Source organism: Paenibacillus sp. FSL H8-0280, assembly GCF_045040665.1.
GTDB classification, from domain to species: Bacteria; Bacillota; Bacilli; order Paenibacillales; family Paenibacillaceae; genus Paenibacillus; species Paenibacillus xylanexedens_A.
This window is the reverse complement of the sequence record NZ_CP150296.1, coordinates 2,417,225-2,440,876: the sequence shown is the minus strand read 5'-3', so window position 1 is coordinate 2,440,876 and position 23,652 is coordinate 2,417,225. Positions and strand designations below refer to the sequence as shown.

General features: G+C 46.1%; 23 protein-coding genes. 1 reads left to right on the top strand and 22 read right to left on the bottom strand.

What is annotated here, in order from left to right:
• Positions 1 to 197: 197 nt before the first annotated feature.
• The 8 genes from MHI12_RS10960 to rplS form a co-directional block, all read right to left on the bottom strand.
• The gene (locus MHI12_RS10960) at positions 198 to 1,376 is read right to left on the bottom strand and encodes a carboxypeptidase-like regulatory domain-containing protein (protein WP_405172374.1); all 1,179 of its coding nucleotides are present in this window, start codon (positions 1,374 to 1,376) and stop codon (positions 198 to 200) included.
• 542 nt (positions 1,377 to 1,918) lie between these two features.
• On the bottom strand, positions 1,919 to 2,317 hold the full coding sequence (locus tag MHI12_RS10955) for a YraN family protein (RefSeq protein ID WP_405172373.1): 399 nt from the start codon (positions 2,315 to 2,317) through the stop codon (positions 1,919 to 1,921).
• Positions 2,311 to 2,622, bottom strand: coding sequence for an EscU/YscU/HrcU family type III secretion system export apparatus switch protein (locus MHI12_RS10950; protein ID WP_405172372.1), 312 nt, complete (start codon positions 2,620 to 2,622; stop codon positions 2,311 to 2,313). The genes MHI12_RS10955 and MHI12_RS10950 overlap by 7 nt, the downstream gene beginning before the upstream one ends.
• Positions 2,619 to 4,676, bottom strand: coding sequence for a DNA ligase (locus MHI12_RS10945; RefSeq protein WP_405172371.1), 2,058 nt, complete (start codon positions 4,674 to 4,676; stop codon positions 2,619 to 2,621). The genes MHI12_RS10950 and MHI12_RS10945 overlap by 4 nt, the downstream gene beginning before the upstream one ends.
• Positions 4,677 to 4,706: 30 nt before the next feature.
• Positions 4,707 to 5,408: a ribonuclease HII gene (locus MHI12_RS10940; protein ID WP_091017327.1), complete on the bottom strand. Its 702-nt coding sequence runs from the start codon at positions 5,406 to 5,408 to the stop codon at positions 4,707 to 4,709.
• Positions 5,409 to 5,870: 462 nt separating this feature from the next.
• On the bottom strand, positions 5,871 to 6,734 hold the full coding sequence (ylqF, locus tag MHI12_RS10935) for a ribosome biogenesis GTPase YlqF (protein ID WP_017689210.1): 864 nt from the start codon (positions 6,732 to 6,734) through the stop codon (positions 5,871 to 5,873).
• Positions 6,735 to 6,764: 30 nt separating this feature from the next.
• Positions 6,765 to 7,385 (bottom strand): signal peptidase I, encoded by a 621-nt coding sequence (gene lepB / locus MHI12_RS10930; RefSeq protein ID WP_036609449.1) that lies wholly within the window; start codon positions 7,383 to 7,385, stop codon positions 6,765 to 6,767.
• A gap of 357 nt (positions 7,386 to 7,742) precedes the next feature.
• The gene (gene rplS, locus MHI12_RS10925; RefSeq protein WP_024630190.1) at positions 7,743 to 8,084 is read right to left on the bottom strand and encodes a 50S ribosomal protein L19; all 342 of its coding nucleotides are present in this window, start codon (positions 8,082 to 8,084) and stop codon (positions 7,743 to 7,745) included.
• A 348-nt stretch (positions 8,085 to 8,432) separates the two neighbouring features.
• On the opposite strand from rplS, the gene MHI12_RS10920 reads away from it, so the two are divergent.
• Positions 8,433 to 9,398, top strand: a complete 966-nt coding sequence (locus MHI12_RS10920) for a polysaccharide deacetylase family protein (protein WP_405172370.1) — start codon at positions 8,433 to 8,435, stop codon at positions 9,396 to 9,398.
• 3 nt (positions 9,399 to 9,401) lie between these two features.
• Here MHI12_RS10920 and MHI12_RS10915 read toward each other — a convergent pair whose 3' ends face one another.
• From MHI12_RS10915 to acpP, 14 genes are all read right to left on the bottom strand, one after another.
• On the bottom strand, positions 9,402 to 10,649 hold the full coding sequence (locus MHI12_RS10915) for a hypothetical protein (RefSeq protein WP_405172369.1): 1,248 nt from the start codon (positions 10,647 to 10,649) through the stop codon (positions 9,402 to 9,404).
• A 152-nt stretch (positions 10,650 to 10,801) separates the two neighbouring features.
• Positions 10,802 to 11,176, bottom strand: a complete 375-nt coding sequence (locus MHI12_RS10910; RefSeq protein WP_405172368.1) for a VOC family protein — start codon at positions 11,174 to 11,176, stop codon at positions 10,802 to 10,804.
• Between the two features lie 187 nt (positions 11,177 to 11,363).
• The gene (gene trmD, locus MHI12_RS10905; RefSeq protein WP_036670343.1) at positions 11,364 to 12,131 is read right to left on the bottom strand and encodes a tRNA (guanosine(37)-N1)-methyltransferase TrmD; all 768 of its coding nucleotides are present in this window, start codon (positions 12,129 to 12,131) and stop codon (positions 11,364 to 11,366) included.
• Position 12,132: 1 nt separating this feature from the next.
• Positions 12,133 to 12,645, bottom strand: a complete 513-nt coding sequence (gene rimM / locus MHI12_RS10900) for a ribosome maturation factor RimM (protein ID WP_405172367.1) — start codon at positions 12,643 to 12,645, stop codon at positions 12,133 to 12,135.
• Positions 12,646 to 12,937: 292 nt separating this feature from the next.
• Positions 12,938 to 13,168: a KH domain-containing protein gene (locus MHI12_RS10895; protein ID WP_017689218.1), complete on the bottom strand. Its 231-nt coding sequence runs from the start codon at positions 13,166 to 13,168 to the stop codon at positions 12,938 to 12,940.
• 23 nt (positions 13,169 to 13,191) lie between these two features.
• The gene (rpsP, locus tag MHI12_RS10890; protein WP_017689219.1) at positions 13,192 to 13,464 is read right to left on the bottom strand and encodes a 30S ribosomal protein S16; all 273 of its coding nucleotides are present in this window, start codon (positions 13,462 to 13,464) and stop codon (positions 13,192 to 13,194) included.
• Between the two features lie 53 nt (positions 13,465 to 13,517).
• Positions 13,518 to 14,894 carry a signal recognition particle protein gene (gene ffh / locus MHI12_RS10885; RefSeq protein ID WP_062833767.1) on the bottom strand — a complete coding sequence of 459 codons (1,377 nt, stop codon included), beginning with the start codon at positions 14,892 to 14,894 and terminating at the stop codon, positions 13,518 to 13,520.
• 62 nt (positions 14,895 to 14,956) lie between these two features.
• A complete protein-coding gene (gene ylxM, locus MHI12_RS10880) occupies positions 14,957 to 15,307 on the bottom strand; it encodes a YlxM family DNA-binding protein (RefSeq protein ID WP_017689221.1) in 351 nt (116 codons plus the stop codon).
• A 262-nt stretch (positions 15,308 to 15,569) separates the two neighbouring features.
• Positions 15,570 to 16,217 carry a hemolysin III family protein gene (locus tag MHI12_RS10875; protein ID WP_017689222.1) on the bottom strand — a complete coding sequence of 216 codons (648 nt, stop codon included), beginning with the start codon at positions 16,215 to 16,217 and terminating at the stop codon, positions 15,570 to 15,572.
• A gap of 148 nt (positions 16,218 to 16,365) precedes the next feature.
• Positions 16,366 to 17,379 carry a signal recognition particle-docking protein FtsY gene (gene ftsY, locus MHI12_RS10870; protein WP_091031943.1) on the bottom strand — a complete coding sequence of 338 codons (1,014 nt, stop codon included), beginning with the start codon at positions 17,377 to 17,379 and terminating at the stop codon, positions 16,366 to 16,368.
• 108 nt (positions 17,380 to 17,487) lie between these two features.
• Entirely contained in the window at positions 17,488 to 21,057 is a 3,570-nt protein-coding gene (smc, locus tag MHI12_RS10865) for a chromosome segregation protein SMC (RefSeq protein ID WP_405172366.1), read from the bottom strand.
• A gap of 217 nt (positions 21,058 to 21,274) precedes the next feature.
• Positions 21,275 to 21,979, bottom strand: a complete 705-nt coding sequence (gene rnc, locus MHI12_RS10860; protein WP_036670338.1) for a ribonuclease III — start codon at positions 21,977 to 21,979, stop codon at positions 21,275 to 21,277.
• A gap of 13 nt (positions 21,980 to 21,992) precedes the next feature.
• Positions 21,993 to 23,231 carry a beta-ketoacyl-ACP synthase II gene (gene fabF, locus MHI12_RS10855; RefSeq protein WP_036609459.1) on the bottom strand — a complete coding sequence of 413 codons (1,239 nt, stop codon included), beginning with the start codon at positions 23,229 to 23,231 and terminating at the stop codon, positions 21,993 to 21,995.
• Positions 23,232 to 23,407: 176 nt separating this feature from the next.
• A complete protein-coding gene (gene acpP / locus MHI12_RS10850) occupies positions 23,408 to 23,641 on the bottom strand; it encodes an acyl carrier protein (protein WP_024630176.1) in 234 nt (77 codons plus the stop codon).
• Positions 23,642 to 23,652: the final 11 nt, after the last annotated feature.

The window sequence follows — 23,652 nt, the reverse complement described above, 5'->3', positions numbered from 1 at the left end:
AACCTCCAGATTACATCCTTGATTATACACCCTTCTGTTCACGAGATTCAAAGGGAAGGCGTCGACTACTAGGGTTACAGGCATTAAAAACGGTAAAGACGGCTCCGAATCCTGATCTACCGAGGGCGATCATCATGTCGGAGCCGTCTAATTAGATTAGCATCTTATACAAAGCACACTATCATATCAATGATGAATCAATATGAACCTGCGCCTTCAAATGTGCCATTAACAAAATCCATTTTGTTGTACTTCTCCTGGTTACCTGCAACATCTGTACTGTAGTACTCTACCACCTTGACATCGGGAGCATAAAACTTTACGGGTCCTTCATAGTTCTTCCATTCTCCCCCATTGATTCGATATTGCGTTGTTTTTACGCCCGAACCTTTGACTTCGTCTGTTGCCTGAAGTCTGAATGTAAATCCTTTGATGTATATTTTCCCGTTCACAGTATCTGTAATAGGAACTAATCTGTACTTGGTTACTGGAGGTGTAATATCTGCATCTTTCTTAAGTACGATATTAAACGTATTATGATCTCCTTGTACGAGGGTAACGTTCTGAGTCGATTTTAAGTATCCTGCTGCTTCCCCCGTTATTGTTTTGGTACCTGTTGGCACGCGTTTTATGAAATAATTTCCTTGAGCATCCGTTGTTGTTGCCGAACCTCCAGCATTAACTTTAGCTCCACATACTGGAGTGCCCGCCTCATCTACGACTTTTCCTCGCACGTGAGCCGCTTCTGTCAAAACAACATCTACGATCAAGGTTTTTCCAGCCTGAACATTCAAACGATCCTGTTCATAAAGCATATAATCCGCAGAATCTACCCAGATCGCAATGTTTGGATTGTAGTCAAAATCAAGCCCAGTAACGGCATACCGGCCTTGCTGATCTGTTTTAACGGGGCGATCCAAGGCTCCTGTTACTTTGACCAAGGCATCTGGAATCGGTTTGCCTGTTTGATCGGTTACAGACCCTACAATCGTAGAAGGTTCATATAGCTCGAAATTAACCAGAATCTGTTCCCCTTCTGACAAATAGTAGGTATTACGGTGCCTGTCTGTCACATAGCCCTCTGCTTCAATTATAAAACTAATTTCCGTGTAATCCTGGACAGACTCAAGTATAGAATAACTTCCAGTGCCATCTGTCTTTACGCTATTTTCAGTTTCTTCCCCTTGATATCTAAGGGAATACTTGATGGTTGCATCCTGGATAGGAAAGCCTTCAAGATCAGTAACTTTACCTGATATTTTTGTCTGTGTAGACGGATCGGCTGCATAAGAAACTCCGGAATACATGATTCCAAACAAAATGAAACATAAAGATAGTACACTTAGTCGAATGATCCATTTGATACTTGTCTGCATCTTCTCACTACACCTCACCATTTATTTTATTGATCAAATATTCCTCTTTAGCCTCTTAAATTAACTGACCATAAGTTCAAGCTTCCAGAATTCTCCGTCCCAAACATATTGCCAAATCCCCTGTCCACCGTTCATGGTCTCGCTGATATCCAGCACATCCATCCGAGGGCACTCCCATACTTGTTTTACTGTGTTGTTCGAAGTATTCTGAAGCTCTTTCATACATCCCACCAACCTCTCTTTAAATTTCAACTTTCTTAGTTTATTACAAATGATACATTTTGTATCTATAAATTTCTGAAATACAATGATTTTATTATCAATGCTCTATCCTATGTTTAGTGATTTCATAGTTAAATCAAAAAAAGCCGCAGCTCCTGTATAAATAGGAACTACGGCTTTAGTATATTAACTAATTTCAAAACTAAAACAAATGAAAAGATAAGACATAATTAAACTTGTACTTCGAAATTACTGACCAACCCACATTAAAAAGATACATTTCGTATCACATAATACAACAATAACTTCTAGTGTAATTCTTAAAAAGCATTAACAATATGATTCACAGAGACAGTCTCTCCTGCTTGATCAAGCATTACGGCAATTACATCAAAACGGATCTGAAGTTCCGTCTCTCCCGTCATTTGCAAATACACGGATGCGGTTGAACGTACCTGCTGCATTTTACGCATATCCACCGATTCCTGAGGTGTACCGTACTGAGCGGCTCCACTTCTGCTTCTTACTTCCACAAAGACAATCAGGCCCTCGCAGGAAGCAATGATGTCAATCTCACCACTACGGCAACGCCAGTTCTGTCTAATGATTCGATAATTGTGCTCTCGCAGCCATTGACAGGCAGCCTCTTCACCTAATTGACCCTTCTGCTGTCGTGTGAGCTTCAGATCCGGCCCCCGGCCCAATCTACGTTCTACCATGACTCATTTTCCTCATGTCCTGAGGCCATGCGATCTGCACGGTAGACGTACGTTAGCACCTCTGCGACCAGTTGATACAGTTCAGCTGGAATCTGTTCATCCAGATCCAACTTGGAGAGCACCTCCACAAGTGCTGCATCCTCCTGAACAGCCACGCCGTTTTCTCTGGCTTTATCCAGAATGGCTTCTGCCACTTTGCCGCGCCCCTTGGCTACAACAACAGGCGCTTCGCTCTCTCCAGGGACATATTTTAGGGCAACCGCCTTTTTGGAGAGCAGGTCCGGTTGTGACGACTCGTCTTTCATACCTTCAAGTCCACCCCTTTGTATCGTTCAGGACTATAGTCCGAGGCCCTCGTTTTTCGTTCCGCGCCCGGCTCCTGGCCCGCAGGCCACGGTTCCGCCTTGAAGGTCAGCAATTGATAACCCAACTTGTCCAATGCCTGATGGATTACCTCTCGTCCGCTCTCCAGGAGCGGTCCCATCCCTTCGCGATCATTCAATACACGCAGACTGACAATATTATTAACCACATGGACATCTACCAGAGTAGGCCCAAGACTTTTCATGTCCAGATCAAACCATAGACGGCAGTTGGACGCATCCAGCTCTCCACGAGATCCACGACGTGATTGAATCTGAACAGACGCCGTTTCTTCCCCGTCCGGTCCAGTGATCGGAATAAACCAGTGCATCTGTGCAAATGTAGCACTGCGATCTGTTGTCAGCAATAACTGCTGACCTGTCAGATATTGCACAGCCTGTCCGGCGGCATCCTTAAGCGCCGCCGGTGCACCTTCGCTGCTGGCAAGCTGCAGCAGCAAGCCCTTCAGCGTGTCCGCATTTGCCGGACTCGCCGCATCCCCCACGCGCGGCTGCGCAGCCGCGCCGTGAACGGCCTGCTGCTCGTGCTCCGCACCGAGCAGCTTCAGCACGCGCCCCACCCACGGGTCCCCCTCGTGGGTGACAGGCGCAGGCACTGCAGCAGCTCCCGCAGTTGCTGCTGCACTACCGCCAGCCGGCGGCGCATCAGCGCCGGCTGGCAACGGCTGCGGCACGCCTCCGGCAGCCGCAGCCGCCTGGCCGCCCTGCGATGCAGGGGCGGCCTGTGCTGCCGCACCAGGCTGTGCCGGTGCGGCAGTGGACGCGCTGCGCAAGGCGTCCAGCAGCGCCAGCAGCTTGGGCGCCAGCTGCGCTGCCGTAGGCGCTGCTGGCGCCGCCTGGCCTGCTGCGGACGGAGTCCCCGCAGCAGCAGGCGTTTCAGCGCGACCGTCAGTCCGACCGGCCGCGCCTGCTTCAGGCTGGCCCGCACTTACACGGCCAGCCACTGATTCTGCCGCCGCCCCTAGTGTACCCGGGCGGCTCCCGGCTTGGCCCGCGTCAGCCCCGCGCGGACCCTCTCCAGGTATTCCGGTTCCAGACGGAATACCTGCGCCCCCTTTGCCAGCCGTTTCAACGTTGCTGGCAACTGCCTTCGTCGCGGCTTCAGCATTTCCTGCTCCTCCGCCGGTCTGCAGGTTTCCTTTCACCGCATTAGCTGCATCCTCTGCCCCGCCATCCGTCATGGATATAGCTCCTGCCAATACCGCTTGTCCTTGTTGCGTTGACAAAGCAGGAGTTCCGGTTCCAGTCACCTGACGACCATTGCCTGATGCAGCCAATCCTTCTTCCGTCTGTGAAGCATTCGGTACAACAGGTGCACCAGCCATGACTGCTGGTTTCAACGTAGCAGATTGTTCTCCAGGCAATAGCAGTTTACCTGTTGTTTGAGTAAGCATCGTTTCCAACTGGTCAGCCAACCCGCTTAACAACTGATGCAGAGGGGGGCCAAACACCGTCTGGTGTAATCCTTTTACTGTTTCCGCCGTAACCGGAAGCCCACGTTGAAAAGCAATCCCTGTCGCCTGCACCCATTCTTCCACAGGGACCTGTGCAGGTTTGGCAGTCATCATATTCTGGACCATAGCCACATTATCCTTCGTGAGCGGCAAACCGCTACGCTGCATGGCAAGTAACAGTTCCCGGTTCCCTTTTGTATCCGGCAGTCCTACATCCTTAAGCAGGTTGTTCAGCGAAGCTTGTGGCAGCTCAGCAAGTGTTCCAGCCATAGGTTTCATTACCGTAATGCCATTTTCACCTGGAGGTTGCACTTGAAGCAACGTGGTCTCACCCGGACGGAGTGGAGTCTCCAACTTGGCGCGCACCTGCACACCTTGAATCTGCAGAACTGCTTCTCCTCCATCATCGGACACACTAACGACGGAGCCACGAACCACCTGACCTTCCTTTAATTCAAGCGGTTTGGCATTGCCGGGCTTACTATCTCCCATTAACCCCTTAATCATGGAACCGATATTCAAATCTCTCCCCCTCCTTCCTTCAAACCTGTGTTAAAACAAAGATTGCTGCTCTCCAAGCAGGTTGCCCAGAAAACTGCGCCGATGCATCGGGGTTGCCCCCAACGCCATAATTTGCTCCCGATGAACTTTTGTTGCATATCCTTTATGTATCGACAAACCATATTCCGGATATAACGTATCCCATTCTTCCTTACATAGTCGATCTCGCGTTACCTTGGCAATAATCGATGCCGCTGCGATCGATTGACTATTGGCGTCACCTTTAATAATGGACAGCTGAGGTACATTCACATCCACCTTCTCGGCATCCACCAGCATATAATCAGGCGTTTCTCCCAATGCTTCAACAGCACGTTTCATCGCAAGTCTCGCAGCCTGTTTGATGTTAAGCCGATCAATTGTCTCTGCATCCGCGTACCCGATACCTACCGCCAGCGCTTTTTCCATAATGATGTCATATAATGCATCACGTTTTTTCTCCGTTAATTTCTTGGAGTCATTCACACCTTCCAGGATGAGATCCTTCGGTAAAATAACCGCCGCTGCAACAACATCCCCAAACAAACAGCCCCGCCCTACCTCATCAATGCCAGCAATACGTTCAAATCCACTGTCCCAATACTCCCGCTCGTAGAGCAACAGGTCTCGAGGTTCACTGGCTTCTTTTTTCTTCTTTGGTCCAATCGGGGTATCCAGTAGATTCAACCCGATCTCTTCATTATTTTCAAACATAATACTCATCTCCTCTACCCACGCTTTTTCAGCATGCGTATCACTTACAACTTTTTTATAATATAGACGTAGATTCTCTGTCTTTTGTTCTGTACAACCTGTCACTCTCAACAAAACTTTTCCTTGAGATTTACAATATAAAGATAGTGATGTCTTCATTTATCGGTATTTGATGGTTTAAATTGAATATATCAGACCTCGTCTAATTTAAATTGCACCACCATTCATCATAGCACGATTTAGATACACCTGATATATGGGTCAGCCAATTCCATAAAGCGTACTGTTCTTCAAACCTCTTCCATTTTATCGTTTTCGACGTATGTTCCAGCTCTACTTCCGCGTTTGTATACACAAAAAACGACCGCTCCCGGTAATCCGGTAACGGCCGCTTCTTTCGGCACTTGTATATATGAAATGAACAAATGAAGATAATGATCTTCATCATGTAGAGTCCATTTTTTAATAGGGAGCTTCCATAGAAAAACGTCCCATTTTACCAGCTCGCAGTTCACGCAGAAATGCTCGTGATGCCTTTTCCAGATCAATGCGTCCACCGCTTACAATGCAACCACGTATACGGCCGACCTGCTCCATAATCGCAATAACACTGTCTGAATCATCTGCATCCTTGGAGAACTCCTGAAGTCCATATCTCTCTTCCAAAGCGTCCCAGTAATAACGCATCAGGTAACTGATTCCAAAAAAGGCGATATCCTCTGCATTCAGAATTTCCTCTTTGATTGCACCTGTTACAGCAAGACGATAACCTACGTTTTGATCTTCGAACTTAGGCCAAAGAATACCCGGAGTATCCAATAACTCCATTTCTTTGCCTACCTTGATCCACTGTTGCCCCTTCGTCACACCAGGACGATCTCCTGTTAACGCAATACTCCGTCCAGCAAGTCGGTTAATCAGTGTTGATTTACCTACATTGGGAATCCCTACGATCAACCCGCGAACCGCACGAGGATTAATCCCTTTAGCAATTTGACGGTCAATTTTTTCTTTAAGAAGAAGCTTGGCCTGCACGGGAATATCTTTAACATTGGTTCCCGTCGAAGCATCTACAGGAAAAGCAGTAATTCCTTCTTTTTTGAAATATTCAATCCATTCTTGCGTCACTTTAGCATCTGCCAAATCCGATTTGTTCAACAAAATCATCCGGGGTTTATCCAGCAATATTTCGTCAATCATCGGATTACGGCTGGAGACAGGCAGACGGGCATCCAATAGTTCGATGACCACGTCGATGAGCTTTAACTTATCCTGAATCTGGCGTCTGGCTCGAGTCATATGACCTGGAAACCATTGTATCGTCAACTTGTCTTCACCTCATTATTTACTTCAATTTCAGTGGTTGATCCACTTAATCTCACCAATCGGCCAGAAAATCACATCTGCACGACCAATAATATCTTTTAACGAAACATAACCGATCATACGGCTGTCTGTACTATTTGGACGGTTGTCTCCCATTACAAACACATGACCTGCCGGCACTTTGCCATCAGGGAACTGTTCATTCGGGAAATCTTTCACGTTATAGGTTCCACCATTTGCTTCAGCTGCATCAATGGCTCCTTGAATATACGTTTCATCAACCTTTTTACCGTTAACCATCACGGTATCGTCCTGAACCTCAACTGTATCACCTTCTACAGCAATAACACGTTTAATGAAATCTCGACCTTCGGATGGTACGTGGAAGACGATAACTTCACCGCGCTTCGGTTCTCTGATATCATATAAGATCTCGTTGACGATCACACGTTCACCCGTTTCAAAGTTCGGCTGCATGGACGGACCGTCCACAACAAACGGTTTGAAGAGCAACCACCGAATCAGAATGACGAGAACTAATGCGATAACAATGGCTTTAAGCCATTCAACAATTTCATTTTTGGCTTTTTTGGATCGACTGTCTTTCTCTTCGGCAGGATTGCCCCGGTCATGTTGAACTTCTTGTTCCATTCAAGATCTTCCTCTCTTCACAGTACATGTTTATAGCAGTACACACATCCAGCATTCTGTATCGTTCCAGTAACTCAATGGATGGATACAAAACATTCACATCAGTTATGTAATCTTACACCAAGCATTACAGTACATTTAATCCACAATTCAAATGCCTTCAAGAGGTTGTTCAAAAAGTCGGTACTGAAACCGGTCTTTTGAACACGCACTTCAATAACTGATTTTACAAGCCTCCCGGACTATTCACCGCATGTGTTGCCATACCATTTTACTCGGAAGTGTACCTCCGGTTCAACTTTTCCCGGACAAAAACGAAAAGGGCTTGTCTCCAAGCCCTTCCCGGTATCCGTTATATTAACGAATTTCTTTAATTCTCGCTGCTTTACCGCGTAGTTCACGAAGATAATAAAGCTTCGCACGACGAACTTTACCACGGCGAGCCACTTCGATTCTATCGATTTTAGGGGAATGAAGCGGGAAAGCTCTTTCCACACCTACACCGTAAGAAATTTTACGAACTGTAAAAGTCTCACTGATTCCACCACCACGGCGTTTAATCACAACACCTTCGAACAATTGGATACGCTCACGAGTTCCCTCGATTACCTTAACGTGCACTTTCAAAGTGTCACCAGGACGAAAACTCGGAATATCCTTACGAAGTTGTTCTTGTGTAATCGCTTGAACGATATTCATCTATGACTCCCTCCTTCCGTACAGGCGTTCATACTTCTTCCAGAGATCACCTTGTCTCCTTCATTATCCATAGAGGACCGCCGTATTCCACATAACAGATTTATTGTATCACGCAGCATATCAAAACACAAGAGAAATTAAACAAATGCCTATTGATCATCAGCATCGCTGATACTCATCCATCACATGTTGACTTCATTCTAAAATACATTCTCTCATATGGACCGTGAATCAACGCTCTCATCTGCAAGTCAACCTGATACAGGAAAAAATACTGTAACTTCCGATGTAGTAATATCGTCTATGATATAACTTATTGACCACTTTAAAAGGAGAATCCCAAGACTCATGAAATATTGGAGAAAGATCACACTTGCCCTACTCGCCATGCTCATATGCTCCATTACATTGTATGCATATGCCGTAACTCATCCAACGAATGCAATGTCACATAAAGCCTGCACATCCTGGGACATAGTCAAACGCAAAGCATTCGAGCTGTCACACACTGACTTCTCTAACCAATCTGCGCTGGATCGTTCTACCTTCAAGATCGAACAAGGTACTGCTACAGAAGTTCCTGTACTGATGTATCATTACATAGAGCCCAAACTGAATAATCACGAGACAGATAATAAATCCATCATTAATCTGGAGGATTTTGAGCAAAATATGAAATACCTGCATGATGAAGGCTACCAAACGATTACACTGGATCAGCTTGAACAATATGTTAAAGGAAAGTTATCTTTACCACAGAAGTCCATTGTGATTACCTTTGATGATGGATACCAGAACAATTATACATTAGCTTACCCTGTGCTTCAAAAATATAATTTTCATGCCTCGCTGTTTGTCATAGGCAGTAAAATTCAAGATCAACCTTCGGTATTTGAGCCCGCCATCAACAGTTTCATCTCCAAACCAGAGATGCAGGCAGCAACCGACGTATTTGAATTCAACAGCCATACCTATAACCTGCATCATAAAGGATTTATGCGCTGTGGGAACAGCGTACCTGTCGGTCTGGACACCAGTCTTCTGGATGATGATATCCAGCATATGAAGCAAACCGGAATAGACACACCTTATCTGGCCTATCCTTTTGGTTATACCAGTACACAGATGATCTACAAGTTACAGCAACATGGATATCGCATGGCCTTTACCGTAAAGTCTGGATTTGTGCATCCAGGAGATTATCCCATGAAGCTGCCTCGCTTGACGGTCACGACAGGTACTGATTTGGCGACCTTGCTTCAACCCGAATCCAGTCCACAGAACGAATCATCTGCATCGGAGAATGACCAGTGAAACCTAGATTGTAACTTCACCGCCTGGATACAGAGTCGAGCTATACAGCCTTTTGAGCTGTGGCTTGGCTCTTTTTGCATCGGTAAGTGATAATGTCATCGGAGAGCTGGAATAAATCACTGCTTCCTCTGCGTCATAGATGATGATCTGTTCTTTCCCCGTCTGAACCAAGTCTGCATGCACCGCATATCCCTCTTTCGGGAATTCAGTAACCGTTTTCATATCTCCATCTACCAAAGAAGGCAACACATCTCCACCTCGGCGATACGCCAAAATATAATCGAGTCCACCCTCATCCCAGTTACATACAGGCTCTATAATGGTTAACCAGCCACGAGTCGTGCGGTTTTCTTTCCATATTTCCTTCCCAGCGCTATCCAGCATGAACATTCCATCCTTACCATGCTCATCCCCCCGGACAATCCGGTCCAGACCTGCAATCTGTAAACCTTCCATTCCAGTACAAAAATGGCCTAACGCAATATGCTGTGATTCAATCGAGTCTTCATAACGCCACTTCTCATTACCATATCGGTCCATCATGACCGTGACACTGCCACCGATAACAACCTCGACTTGCCCATCACCGTCAACGTCGCCAAACCATATACAGTCGGCATGATCCTCGAGATTATGACAAGACCATAACAACGTCCCATCATGATCCAGCATGTCATATCCGGCCATCACTTCATCTTTCCCATCTCCATCGATGTCATATACCCATGGAAAATGTCCTGGGTTCCCTTCATGCTTCCATAACAAATTAAAATCATGGTCAAGTGCCCATAACGTCTTATAGCGGTCTTTCAGAATAATGTCCATTCTCTGCTGGTTACCAGTCAGGTTGGCGAGAATAATGCAGTCATGTGCTTCATCACCTGGCAGATCACGTGTTTCTTTGATCTCTCCGGTCCGGCCATCCAACACGAGAAATTGTTTGTCCATGACACACAATACTTCATTAATTCCATCCCCATCCCAATCTGCGATCTGAGCGGGATAGTCTGAACCCGGACCACCTGCATCGGGATCGGGAGTTCCGACCTGCCATAGTAATGTTCCTTCCAGATCAAACGCAGTCAAACAGCATACCTGATGCGGTACATACCGATCGTCTATACCCCCATCTGCCTGTACAAGCAACATTTCAAGTCTGCCATCCCCGTTCAGATCTCCCAAAAGCATTTTGCAGCGTTCTCCGGCCTCGCTAATATCTACTCTGGCGATTTCATAAGGCTGATGATTCATAACCTTCCTCCTCAGCTATCTTTATTATTCAATTCCAGCTGAGTTCACCATAAAGAAAACCCCTGTTTTTTACAACCCTATTATGTGCTCATGCAAAAATGTTCAAAGCTGCAAAAAAGTGCCTACGTAATTAAACGATTTAAATGAATGATTTAAGCCCACTCTAAAAACTCAAGACGATTGCCAAAAGGATCATTTATATAAAAACGCCTTACACCTTCATCTGCCCTTGCTTCGTCATCGACAATATGAATTTGGTTATGAATGAGATGATCACGCAACTGATCCAAATGTTGTACATAAAAAGCCGGATGAGCTTTTGTGGCGGGAATAAAATCTTTTTGTACGCCAATATGCACTTGGTGTCCACCACACTCAAACCATACACCACCCCGTTTTCTCAGAATTTCAGGTTTGGGAATCTCCGTCCAGCCCAGTACTTTATTGAAAAAATGACGTGCCTCCTCTTCACAGCCTTCTGGTGCTGCGAGCTGAATATGATCAAGACCAATAATATTGTAATTCATTCTTACACCGCCTTTAGTTTCATTTAGTGAAACTGAGTTTTAAAATATACCTCCATTTTATAGAATTACCCAATGAATATCCAGCTTTCTTTACAAAACACATAAGAAAAGCCAACCTTTGGTATCAAGGTTGGCTTTTTCAAACTCTATAAAAAGATATATTTACGTGTTTATACGATACATATACTTATTCTGTGCTATGTTTACGGTTTGAGCGTATCTTTTTCAACCAAATACGTTCTTTATCCGTCAAATCAGCGGTTTCCAACATCTCCGGTCTGCGCTCCAGCGTACGAAGCAACGACTGTTCTCTGCGCCATGCCTCAATGTTCAGATGATGTCCCGACAACAGCATATCCGGTACTTTCATGCCCCTAAACTCGGGTGGACGTGTGTAGTGTGGATATTCGAGGAGTCCAGTACTGAATGAATCCGTCACAGCACTTGTCTCATTGCCAAGCACACCGGGAATAAGGCGTACGATGCTGTCGATCGCAACCATAGCAGGCAATTCCCCACCAGTGAGCACGTAATCACCAATGGATAGTTCATCCGTCACGAGAAATTCGCGAATTCGCTCATCGTAACCTTCATAATGTCCACATATAAAAATCAGATGATCTTCCTGTACAAGTTCTTCTGCTTTTTTCTGTGTAAACGTCTCACCTTGCGGACACATTAAAATGATACGTGGAGCTTTCATGGTTGCCGCGGCTTCTCCGCGTTGCTCTAGTACATCTTCAACAGCAGCAAAGATCGGATCTGGTTTCAGCACCATGCCTCCACCCCCACCGTAAGGAGCATCATCGACCGTATTGTGCTTATTTGTCGCATAATTACGGAAGTTGGTTGCACCGAGGGACACCAGCCCCTTCGTTTGGGCTTTACCCAGAATGCTTGCTCCGAATACGCCATCAAACATCTCCGGGAAGAGTGTTAATACATCCACTTTCATGTTACAGCAGCCCTTCCATCAGGTGAATCTTCACTTGCTTTTGTTCGATGTCCACATCAAGTACTACATCATCAATAACGGGAATCAGCACTTCTTTACCTGCTGGCGTTTTGACAACCCATACATCATTGGCACCCGGAGTCAAAATTTCAGAGATGGTTCCAAGCGTTTCACCCTCTTCGGTGATAACCGAACACCCAACGATTTGATGGAAGTAGTATTCACCTTCCTCCAATTCAGCCAGATTCTCTTTCAACACTTTGGCCATGCCGCCCTTAAACTTCTCTACTTCATTAATATTACCATACTCTTTCAGACGAAGAATATACATATTTTTATGCAAACGTGCAGATTCCACGTTAACCATGACTGGATGATTATCTGGTGTAAAGAAAAACAACTCTGCATTTTTCGCGAAACGCACTTCTGGGAAATCCGTTATAGGCATGATTCTCACCTCACCACGAATTCCATGCGTATTAACGATTTTACCTACATTCATAAACTCTGCCATAAATCCTCCTAAAATCCATTCATATGGTACTCATATTTGATGATCTCCATGCGACCGTTCCGGTTACGGATCGTTCTTCGGATCGCTGTTATCCCCTAATTTTTTTAATTATTTTTAAAGGTGAAAATCCGGTGATAAAGGCGAGCGCTGACGCTTCTTCAGAATCGATTCCGTACCCTTCACTACTTCCGCAAATAATCATACTTAACGAGCTATTTCAATCATATTATTTAAGTTTCAGCATGCACGAAAAGGGGCTAGGACATGCATCCTAACCCCCTTTCGTATATCTTTAAGATATGATATCAACGGTAACCCGTTTATCCATCTTAACTGCTGCTGATGTGACGACCGTACGAAGTGATTTCGCGATTCGTCCCTGTTTACCAATTACCTTCCCGACATCGTCAGGATGAACGGTTAACTCATAAACGACAAGCCGGTCTTTCTCAACCGTCCGAACCGTCACATCTTCCGGATGATCGACTAAAGCCTTAGCAATTATGCTTACTAATTCTTCCATAGATGACCCTCCGAATCAGCACTTTATTTAGATAATTTAGACTCGTGGAACTTCTTCATCACGCCCGCTTTGCTAAGCAAGTTGCGGACAGTGTCAGATGCTTGTGCACCGTTTTGAAGCCATGCCAATGCTTTATCTTCATCGATCTTAACAACAGCCGGTTGTTCAACCGGGTTGTAGTAACCGATCTCCTCGATAAAACGACCGTCACGTGGGGAACGGGAATCCGATACCACTACGCGGTAGAAAGGAGCTTTGTGAGCACCCATACGTTTCAGACGAATACGAACTGCCATTTGAAAATTCACCTCCTTCAATGAAATCTGTATATGATCCAGCTTCGCTTAAATCAACGGAAAGGAAACTTCATTCCTTTACCCATACCTTTAAGCTGCTTCATCGCTTTATTTTTACCGCCTTTAGGTCCCATCATATCCGAGAACTGTTTCATCATGCGGCGCATCTCATCAAACTGTTTGATCAGACGATTTACTTCAGCCAGAGATGTTCCGCTTCCGGTAGCAATACGCTTCCGACGGCTATGGTTGATCATGTCCGGGTTACGTTTCTCTTCGGTCGTCATTGAGTAAACGATCGCTTCGATCCGGCCCATCTGTTTATCATCAACCTTCAGATCCTTGGCTTGTTTCATCTTGCCCATGCCGGGGATCATATCCATGATCTGATCGATTGGTCCCAGCTTTTTCACTTGATCCATCTGCTCCAGGAAATCTTCAAACGTGAATTCTGCATTACGCATCTTCCGTTCCATTTCCTTGGCTTTATCGGTATCAATGTTTAATTGTGCTTTCTCAATCAGAGATAACATATCACCCATACCCAGGATCCGTGAAGCCATACGTTCCGGGTGGAACGGCTCCAACGCGTCAAGTTTCTCTCCAAGGGAAGCAAACTTGATTGGACAACCCGTAACTGCTTTGACGGAAAGCGCAGCACCACCACGAGTATCTCCATCCAGCTTGGTCAGGACAACCCCGGTCAGATTAAGCTGCTGGTTAAAGTGTTCTGCTACGTTAACCGCATCCTGACCTGTCATGCTGTCTACAACAAGCAGTACTTCATCCGGATTCACTACGCTGTGAATCTGGCGAAGTTCTTCCATCAGTTCTTCATCAACATGCAGACGTCCAGCTGTATCGATAATAACATAGTCATTACCATTATCTTTGGCATGTTGTAGACCTTGACGTGCGATCTCAACAGGGCTTGTCTGATCTCCCAGTGTGAATACCGGCGCTTTGATCTGCTCTCCAAGTACTTGCAACTGTTTGATCGCTGCCGGACGATAAATATCGCCTGCAACAAGCAATGGTCTGCTGTTTTGCTTTTGCAGCATTTTAGCCAGTTTACCCGATGTGGTTGTTTTACCAGCACCCTGCAAACCAACCATCATCAGCACCGTAGGCGGTTTGTTCGCTTTAGCCAATTTCGCTTGGCTTCCACCCATCAAATCCGTTAGTTCCTTGTTAACGATGTCGATGATGACCATTCCTGGCGTGAAGCTCTCCATCACTTCTTTGCCAACAGCCTTCTCTTTCACCTTGGCGATGAATTCCTTGACCACTTTGAAGTTTACATCCGCTTCGAGCAATGCCAGACGTACCTCGCGCATAGCCTCGGCTACATCTTCATCAGACACCTTGCCTTTGCCGCGCAGCTTGCTGAATACATTCTGTAATCGGGTCGTTAATCCTTCAAATGCCATGATCCCACCTCCTTAAGCTTTAATACTGTTTTCAAGACCGATACGTTCCGCTCAGCCAATTTTCATTCACTAAGCTGAGCAACGATATCGTGTATTTGTTTGTTGTTATCAATGGAGACGCCTGCGCGTTCCAATGCATTTTGCAAATCTTCAAGATTGCGATTACGCCGTTCATGCTTTTCCAGCAAGCCCAGCTTGCTTTCGTAATTTTCAAGCACTTGTTCGGCACGCTTGATATGCTCGTATACCGCCTGGCGGCTGATCTCAAACTCGGCTGCAATTTCACCAAGTGAGAAATCGTCATGAAAGTAATACTTTAGAAAAGTCTGCTGTTTCTCGGTAAGTAACAATTCATAAAAAGCAAACAGCAAGTTAATCCGGTTTGTCTTCTCAAGCCGATTTTCTTGACTCACATCGGGGCACTCCCTTCGTCAAGGAAAAACACTTTACACTCTTGCAACGTTCCTAATAATACCTAAAACAAATCAGGTTGTCAAGCAAAAATACTTGTCACAATAAAAACAGCTCTGATGATATGTTATTTCGATGTTTAACGGGTGGTTTATACCCTTTTTTACAACAAGCAAATCCTGTCTGTATCTCTGCGATTCACCTCTATGTAGAAGAAAAAACGAATGCGTCTCAGTCCGTGGAGATGCATCCGTTTATGGTGTTCTAACGAAGTGGTGTCAGGTACAGCAGTACCATAAAGAAATGAAGAATACTGCCTGCTAACACAAAGAGATGCCAAATCGCATGGTGGTACGGAAATCCACGCCATACATAAAAGAGCGTACCCAGTGTATACATCAGGCCTCCAGCAACCAGCAGCACAATACCGCCTGTAGGAATGGCAGCCATAAGCGGTTGCCAGGCAATAACGATCAGCCAGCCCATCGCAATATAAAAAATCGTGGACATGAATAGAAACTTTTTCGTAAAAAATGCCTTAAAGATCACGCCGAATAATGCGATACCCCAGATTATACCAAACAGGGTCCATCCAAGTGTACCGCGAACAGCAATAAACAAAAGCGGAGTGTACGATCCCGCAATAAACAAATAAATGGAAGAATGGTCGAAAATCTCAAATAAATCTTTCACTTTTCCATCTTTCCATGCATGCACGAGTGTAGAACTTGTATAGAGCAGCAGCATGGTGATTCCGTAGATCGTGAAACTGACCACATGCCAAGCCGTGCCTTTCATACTTGAAAATACAATCAATATCACCAGTGCAGCTACACTGAGTGCAGCGCCGATTCCATGTGTCACCGCATTGGCGACTTCTTCACGGCGAGAATAGGTATACGTATTGGCCATTTTCAACCGTCCTTTCTAACCCTTTAACATTGCCTTCTTTATTCCTCCATTATACACGTATTGCCAGTGACATTACACGTGACACTTATCACGTATATCACTGGCAATACGGTTAACATTATATTAATTCATTCTATTATTAATGATTCTAGGAATTAGCTTCCTCTTCTTCAGCACTTTCCGCTGGCTGTTCCTGGATCAATCCGGCGAACAAAGCATGCACAAATTGCTCCGAATCAAACGGCTGCAGATCATCAATTTTTTCACCAAGTCCTACGAGCTTCACAGGCAAGTCCAGCTCCTGACGGATCGCAACAACGATCCCCCCTTTGGCTGTTCCATCCAGTTTCGTCAGTACGAGGCCAGTTACACCGCTTTTCTCACCGAAAAGTTTGGCTTGGTTCAAAGCATTTTGACCTGTTGTTGCATCCAGTACCATCAGTACTTCATGCGGAGCATCCGGAATTTCACGCTGAATGACACGATAGATCTTGTTAAGCTCGTCCATCAGGTTAGATTTGTTTTGCAGACGACCTGCTGTATCACAGAGCAGAACATCCGCACCCCGTTGTTTCGCTGCCTGTACCGCATCATACATAACCGCTGCTGGATCAGAACCAGATTGCTGTTTGATCACATCAACACCGGCACGTTGCCCCCATACTTCCAGCTGTTCAATGGCTCCGGCACGGAACGTATCTCCAGCTGCCATGATGACTTTTTTACCTTGTTGTTTAAATCGATGTGCCAGCTTGCCAATCGTTGTTGTTTTACCCACACCGTTAACACCAACGAACAAAATGACGGTAATGCCATCCGGATTCATTTTCAATTCATTGTTCTGTTCACCGCGAAGAAGATCCGTCAGTTTCTCGGACAATACAGGCTGCAGCTCAGCCGCATCCTCAATTTTGCGTTTTTTCACCTCAACGCGCAGGTCTTCGATCAGATTCATGACTGTATTCACGCCAACGTCTGCTCCGATTAAAATCTCTTCCAGTTCTTCATAGAACTCTTCATCGATTTTTTTGCGGCGGATTACGAGATCCGACACTTTTTCCACTAACCCTTTACGTGTCTTTTCCAATCCATCTTTGAACTGTTTGGTGACCGACTCCGTTTTGCTTGCAATGCTGTCTCTAAGCTTTTTAAAAAAACTCATAAAGCCCCTCCATCGTGTACATAATCTAAGCGTTTTTGCAAAAATGCTCAATCTGAATGATTTTCAATGATTACAATGAGTTCATTTGTCTCGCAGGTTTGGATCAGATCAGGCAATTACTGCTTCCTCATCTTCCAATTTAACCGAAACGAGCTTGGATACTCCGCCCTCTTCCATTGTAACACCGTACAGCACATCAGCCTCTTCCATCGTACCTTTACGATGGGTAACAACGATAAACTGTGTCTGTTCGGAGAATTCACGCAAGTACTGAGCAAAACGTACCACGTTAGCTTCGTCCAGTGCTGCCTCTACTTCATCCAGCACGCAGAATGGTACCGGTTTGACATGCAGAATAGCAAATAACAAAGCCATCGCCGTCAAAGCCCGCTCGCCACCGGATAACAGTTGCAGGTTTTGCAGTTTCTTGCCTGGTGGCTGAGCCACAATATCTATTCCCGTTTCAAGCAAGCGCTCCGGGTCCATGAGAACAAGGTCAGCACGTCCCCCGCCAAACAGCTTGGTAAACACGGTACCGAACTCACGGCGGATGGCATCAAACGTAATCTTGAATCGCTTCGCCATCTCGTCTTCCATTTCCCGAATAACCTGATACAACGTTGTTTTAGCTTCCACCAGGTCATTCTTCTGTTCACTCAGGAACTCGTATCGCTCATTGACTCGCTGGAACTCCTCAATCGCTCCTAGGTTAACATCACCCAGGGCGGATATACTGCGCTTCAGCTTCTGTACCTCTGCCTGTGTATGCTCCACATCTTCCGGCACAGGATAACGCTCTTTGGCCAGTTCATAGCCCAGTTCGTATTCATCCGTCAGTTTCCGCAGTATATTTTCCAGCTCAACATCCAGCCGGTTCACGGAAATTTCCGTCTGTCGCATCTGCTCTTCCACAGCTTTTAACTGCGTGCGCTGTTCCTTCGTTTCGCTCTCTGCAAGCTCAAGCTTTTTCGACAACTCACTTCGTGCAGCACGTTTGAAGTCCAGCTCTTGGGAAGCTTCCGCTTTTTTCAGCTTGTACTGGTTCAGATCTTCAATCTGCTTGACACTCTCGGTCTGTGTTTTCTTGAGATCTGCTTCCATCGAAGCCAGCAACGTGCGATTCTGACGAAGATCTTTCACCAACGACTCCACTTCTCGCTCCAGACGTCGCAATTGTTCCCCATTGGAGAATCGCTCCTGATCGAGCTTACCTTCGCGCACTTTCAATTCGGTGAGTTGGCTCTGCAATTCTTCCTTCGCGGATTCATTGGCTTTCCGAGCAAACTCAGCTGCATGAATGGCACGATGAGTCGCTTTTTCTTCCTCTTCAAGCTGCTCCAGCTTCTTCACAGCGACGATGCGAGCCGTATCCAGCTCTTTGATCTCTTCGGTAAAGCCGCTCTTCTCCTGCCCCGCAACAGCAACCTGTTCAAGCACATGGCGAAGCTCATGCTCTACCTGCTTCATTTCCATCGAAGCCTGCTGTTCTGCATTTCGGGTATCATCACCGGACTGACGAAGTTCATCCAGTTTGTCCTGACACTGCTTCAGCTGAACTTTTACCTCATCCACACTGCGATGCAGTTTCACGATCTGATTTTCCGTATCCAAAATATCCTGATCGAGCTGGTCCAGCTGCCGTTTCCGACTGAGCAGACTCACATTTTTCTTGTGCTGGCTACCACCCGTCATGGAACCACCCGCATTGACCACGTCACCTTCAAGTGTCACAACCCGAAAACGATACTGGCAGCGCGCCGCAATTTTATTGGCGACCTCCAGCGTTTCGGCAATAATAACATTACCGAGCAAGCTACCAATGATCGAAGCGTACTTGGATTCGAATTGAACGAGATCAGCACCGATCCCCACAAAACCCTCCATACCTTCGATCATGGAACGTTCAGCTGCTCCAATGGCACGAGGACGAATGACATCCAGAGGCAGGAACGTTGCACGCCCCAACTGGCGTTGCTTCAGGAAAGCGATTGCCTGTCTGGAAACTGATTCATTTTCCATGACTACATGCTGCAAGGATGCTCCCATTGCTGTTTCTACCGCAAGTTCGATCTTCTCGGGAACTTTGACGAGTTCAGCTACAGCTCCATGAACACCGCTCAGCGTACCTTTACGTGAAGCCTTGAGGACTTCCTTGACACCCAGCATGAATCCGTCAAAATCATCCTGCATCTCTTTCATCGTATCGCGGCGGGAAACTTGAGCTTCACGCTTCTGTTCCCATTTACGGACCGTACCCCGACTTTCTTCGAGCAGCTTCTGCAGCGACTGGAGTCGTTCACTTTCCGTAATATATCCACCACGTAGATCACTGATTTCTTTGCCCAAACGAACAACTTTTTTCTCAATGTCCGCTTTACGACTTTCCAGTGTCTCTTTTTGATCTTCCCATTTGCCCGATTCCTCAGCAGCGCGATTCATTCTGCGCTCCAGCGTTTCTTTCTGCTGATCCACATAACGAATTTCATTGCGTGTCTGAGCCATCTGATTCATCAGTTCCAGCAAGTTTCCTTTGAGACTTTCCTCTTGCTGCTGACTAATGCCGCCTGTAACACCGATGAGTTTGGCTTCTTCCTGAGACAACTGATTTTTCACATCATTCAGTTCATGCTCAAGTTTGCCAAACTTCTCACGCAGTGCAAGCAGTTCGCTTTCCCGTTCGCGATGTCTCTCTTCACTGGCGGCAAGCGTTACTTTGAGCTGCTCCTGATTTGTTTGCAGATGGTGGGAGCGCTCCTTGAGCAATTCTCCAAGCCCTTCACTTTTCTCTGTCGCTTCACTGAATTGTAATAAAGCGGCTTGCAGTTGCTCTGTCTCTGTTTCCAGGATACGCAGCGCATTCCGATCATTTTCCAGCTTGGCATCATGCGTAGAGACAATCGCTGCGAGTCCAACCTCTTCCTGTTTTAGCGATTGCAGGCGCTCGTTCGCCTTACTCCAGGACGCATGAATCTGTTCGATCTGGTACACATACATGGAAATTTCCTGCGATTTGAGCTGAGAACGAAGTTCCTTATAATGGATCGCTTTCTCCGATTGTTCCTTCAGCGGACCAATCTGATCTTCCAGTTCGGTCACCAGATCATGAATACGCAGCAAATTCTGCTCTGTCTCATCCAGTTTGCGCGTCGCATCCCGCTTGCGGGATTTATATTTAACGATACCTGAAGCTTCTTCAAAGATACCTCTGCGATCCTCTGAACGGGTACTCAGAATCTCTTCGATTCGCCCCTGTCCAATAATCGAGTAGGCTTCCTTACCGATGCCGGTATCCATAAATAACTCCGTGATATCCTTCAAACGACAAGATTGTTTGTTGATAAAATATTCACTATCTCCGCTGCGATGTACACGACGAGTCACTGTCACCTCACCGAAATCCAATGCAAGTGCGTGATCCTCGTTATCAAGCGTTAGCGACACCTCACCGAAATTAACGGCCTTCCGTGCGTCACTGCCTGCAAAGATGATATCTTCCATCTTGCCACCACGCAGCGACTTGGCACTTTGTTCACCCAGAACCCAACGGATTCCGTCCGATATATTACTCTTTCCACTTCCGTTCGGACCTACAACAGCCGTAATGCCACGAACGAACTCCATCTCCGTTTTGTCGGCGAATGACTTGAATCCACCCAATTCAATCCGTTTTAAAAACATAGGGTTTCTCGTCACCTCCTCTTGCAAATTTCAAGTATTGCATTCAAGCGCCTAAATAAATTGAACTAAAATAAAGTTCACTTATTTAGTTAACGATCAGGCTAACTCCCCCTGAACCTCTTTACAAAAAAAGAGCAAAAAGCAGTCCGGCCGATTACTTCCGCCGGGGCGGACCCGCGGGCTGCTCTTTGCTCTTCGTTTGTCTATGCGCTATCGGTTAAGCTCCGGCTTCCGGAAGCTTCAGTCGATCAAGTGCTGCAGATGCAGCCTGTTGTTCCGCTTCCTTTTTGGAACGTCCTGTACCTCTGCCAAGCCTTTCTTGACCCATATGGACCTCCGAGACAAACTCACGTTCATGGGCAGGTCCCCGTTCCTCAACGATACGGTATTCCAAAGCTCCCATATTGTGATGCTGAGTAAGTTCCTGCAGTTCCGTTTTGTAATCACTCATTTGCAGCTTGCTGCCCAATACGATTAATGGGAAGACATGCTGATCAAGAAATGTCCGAACAGGCGCAAGCCCCTGATCCAGATACAATGCACCAATGAAAGATTCAAACACATCCGCCAGCAGAGCCGGTCGTGTCCGTCCTCCAGTTAGTTCCTCACCTTTACCAAGAAGTACATACTGCCCAAAACCCAACGCTTCAGCAAATTTGACGAGGGAAGGCTCACAGACAATGGATGCCCGCAGCTTAGTTAATTCACCTTCCGGACGGTTAGGATACAAATGATACAAGTACTCCGATACAGTCAGTTCCAGCACGGCATCGCCCAGAAACTCCAGGCGCTCGTTGTCCTGATGCTGACTGAACCGGTGTTCGTTTACATAAGAAGCATGGGTAAACGCTTGTTTTAAAAGCTGCCTGTTGTCAAATTTGATTTGAAGTTTATGTTGTAACTGCTTCAGATCTTCACTCAAACGAACTAGCCCCTTATGCTTCAAATTTTTTGAGAATAATGGTGGCATTGTGACCGCCGAATCCAAATGAATTGGACATGGCAATATTAACTTTGGTTTGACGTGGAACATTTGGTACATAATCCAGATCACATTCCGGGTCCTGATTTTCCAGGTTAATCGTAGGAGCCAGTGTCTGATGTGTCAGTGACAATCCGCAGATAACCGCTTCTACACCACCAGCAGCGCCAAGCATGTGGCCCGTCATGGATTTAGTGGAACTCACGGCGAGCTTGTACGCATGATCACCAAACGCCTTTTTGATCGCAAGCGTTTCGGATCTGTCGCCTACAGGCGTCGAAGTTCCGTGTGCATTAATGTAGTCCACTTCTTCAGGCTCAATGCCCGCATTACGAAGTGCCATCTTCATGCAACGTGCTGCTCCGTCCGGATCTGGTTCTGTCATATGATGTGCATCGCCTGTCAGACCGTAACCGATCACTTCACCATAAATGCGTGCACCACGTTTTTGAGCATGCTCCAGGGATTCCAGAATCATAACACCAGCGCCTTCGCCCATAACAAAACCATCACGTTCTGTATCAAAAGGACGGCTTGACTTCGCAGGATCATCATTACGTGTAGACATTGCGCGCATCGCACAGAACCCTGCAAGACCCGTTGGTCTGATTGTTGCTTCCGCACCACCACAGATCATGGCATCTGCATCACCATTGGCAATCAGCTTGAAGGAATCTCCGATGGAGTGTGTACCTGTTGCACAAGCAGTAACAACGTTAATGTTAGGACCTTTGGCGCCAAGGGAAATGGACATTTGGCCTGAAGCCATGTTCGAGATCATCATGGGAATAAAGAATGGGCTTACCCGTTTTGGACCTTTTTGCAACAATGCATTATGTTGGTCCTCCCACGTACCCAATCCACCAATACCTGATCCGATAGATACACCGAAACGCTCTGCATCAATATTCTCGTTAATTTTCAGACCACTGTCTTCAACGGCTTTGAAGCCGGCTGCCACAGCGAACTGTACAAAACGATCCATTTTGCGAGCATCCTTGCGATCCATATATTCTTCCGGGTTGAAATCCTTGATCTCGGCTGCAATCTGTGTCGTGTATTCACTAACATCAAACGCCTCAATCTGAGAAATTCCGGACTTTCCTGCCATTAAACTGCCCCAGAACGTTTCCAAATCTTTTCCGAGCGATGTCATTACGCCCATTCCGGTAATTACTACTCTTTGTTTCAAACCGAGTCACCTCTATATCGACTGCATTACGCAAGTATTTTGTGGGAATATCCGCAAACAGACATCTACTCAACCAAGATAGGCTTGCTTGAGTAGAGCTGCTTGCGGAATGAGAAAAACCAATGAATGATGAGAAGTCCCGCCTGTTCGAAAACATGTGCGGGACTAAAATGACTTTAGGTATGAGATTGTATGTAGTTTACAACTTCACCTACGGTCGTGATTTTTTCTGCATCTTCATCAGAGATTTCCAAATCAAATTCATCTTCCAATTCCATGACCAATTCCACTACATCCAAAGAATCAGCACCCAAATCTTCTTTGAAAGATGCTTCAAGTGTAACTTCAGCTTCGTCTGCGCCCAAGCGGTCGACGACGATGCGTTTTACACGCTCCAATACATCGGACATCCGGTTCACCT

Excerpts from the sequence above, each read along its gene's own strand:
- MHI12_RS10960 (WP_405172374.1), bottom strand. The coding sequence starts at position 1,376 with ATGCAGACAAGTATCAAATGGATCATTCGACTAAGTGTACTATCTTTA.
- MHI12_RS10955 (WP_405172373.1), bottom strand. The coding sequence starts at position 2,317 with ATGGTAGAACGTAGATTGGGCCGGGGGCCGGATCTGAAGCTCACACGA.
- MHI12_RS10950 (WP_405172372.1), bottom strand. The coding sequence starts at position 2,622 with ATGAAAGACGAGTCGTCACAACCGGACCTGCTCTCCAAAAAGGCGGTT.
- MHI12_RS10940 (WP_091017327.1), bottom strand. The coding sequence starts at position 5,408 with ATGTTTGAAAATAATGAAGAGATCGGGTTGAATCTACTGGATACCCCG.
- lepB (WP_036609449.1), bottom strand. The coding sequence starts at position 7,385 with ATGGAACAAGAAGTTCAACATGACCGGGGCAATCCTGCCGAAGAGAAA.
- rplS (WP_024630190.1), bottom strand. The coding sequence starts at position 8,084 with ATGAATATCGTTCAAGCGATTACACAAGAACAACTTCGTAAGGATATT.
- MHI12_RS10920 (WP_405172370.1), top strand. The coding sequence starts at position 8,433 with ATGAAATATTGGAGAAAGATCACACTTGCCCTACTCGCCATGCTCATA.
- MHI12_RS10915 (WP_405172369.1), bottom strand. The coding sequence starts at position 10,649 with ATGAATCATCAGCCTTATGAAATCGCCAGAGTAGATATTAGCGAGGCC.
- MHI12_RS10910 (WP_405172368.1), bottom strand. The coding sequence starts at position 11,176 with ATGAATTACAATATTATTGGTCTTGATCATATTCAGCTCGCAGCACCA.
- trmD (WP_036670343.1), bottom strand. The coding sequence starts at position 12,131 with ATGAAAGTGGATGTATTAACACTCTTCCCGGAGATGTTTGATGGCGTA.
- rimM (WP_405172367.1), bottom strand. The coding sequence starts at position 12,645 with ATGGCAGAGTTTATGAATGTAGGTAAAATCGTTAATACGCATGGAATT.
- MHI12_RS10895 (WP_017689218.1), bottom strand. The coding sequence starts at position 13,168 with ATGGAAGAATTAGTAAGCATAATTGCTAAGGCTTTAGTCGATCATCCG.
- rpsP (WP_017689219.1), bottom strand. The coding sequence starts at position 13,464 with ATGGCAGTTCGTATTCGTCTGAAACGTATGGGTGCTCACAAAGCTCCT.
- ffh (WP_062833767.1), bottom strand. The coding sequence starts at position 14,894 with ATGGCATTTGAAGGATTAACGACCCGATTACAGAATGTATTCAGCAAG.
- MHI12_RS10875 (WP_017689222.1), bottom strand. The coding sequence starts at position 16,217 with ATGGCCAATACGTATACCTATTCTCGCCGTGAAGAAGTCGCCAATGCG.
- ftsY (WP_091031943.1), bottom strand. The coding sequence starts at position 17,379 with ATGAGTTTTTTTAAAAAGCTTAGAGACAGCATTGCAAGCAAAACGGAG.
- smc (WP_405172366.1), bottom strand. The coding sequence starts at position 21,057 with ATGTTTTTAAAACGGATTGAATTGGGTGGATTCAAGTCATTCGCCGAC.
- acpP (WP_024630176.1), bottom strand. The coding sequence starts at position 23,641 with ATGTCCGATGTATTGGAGCGTGTAAAACGCATCGTCGTCGACCGCTTG.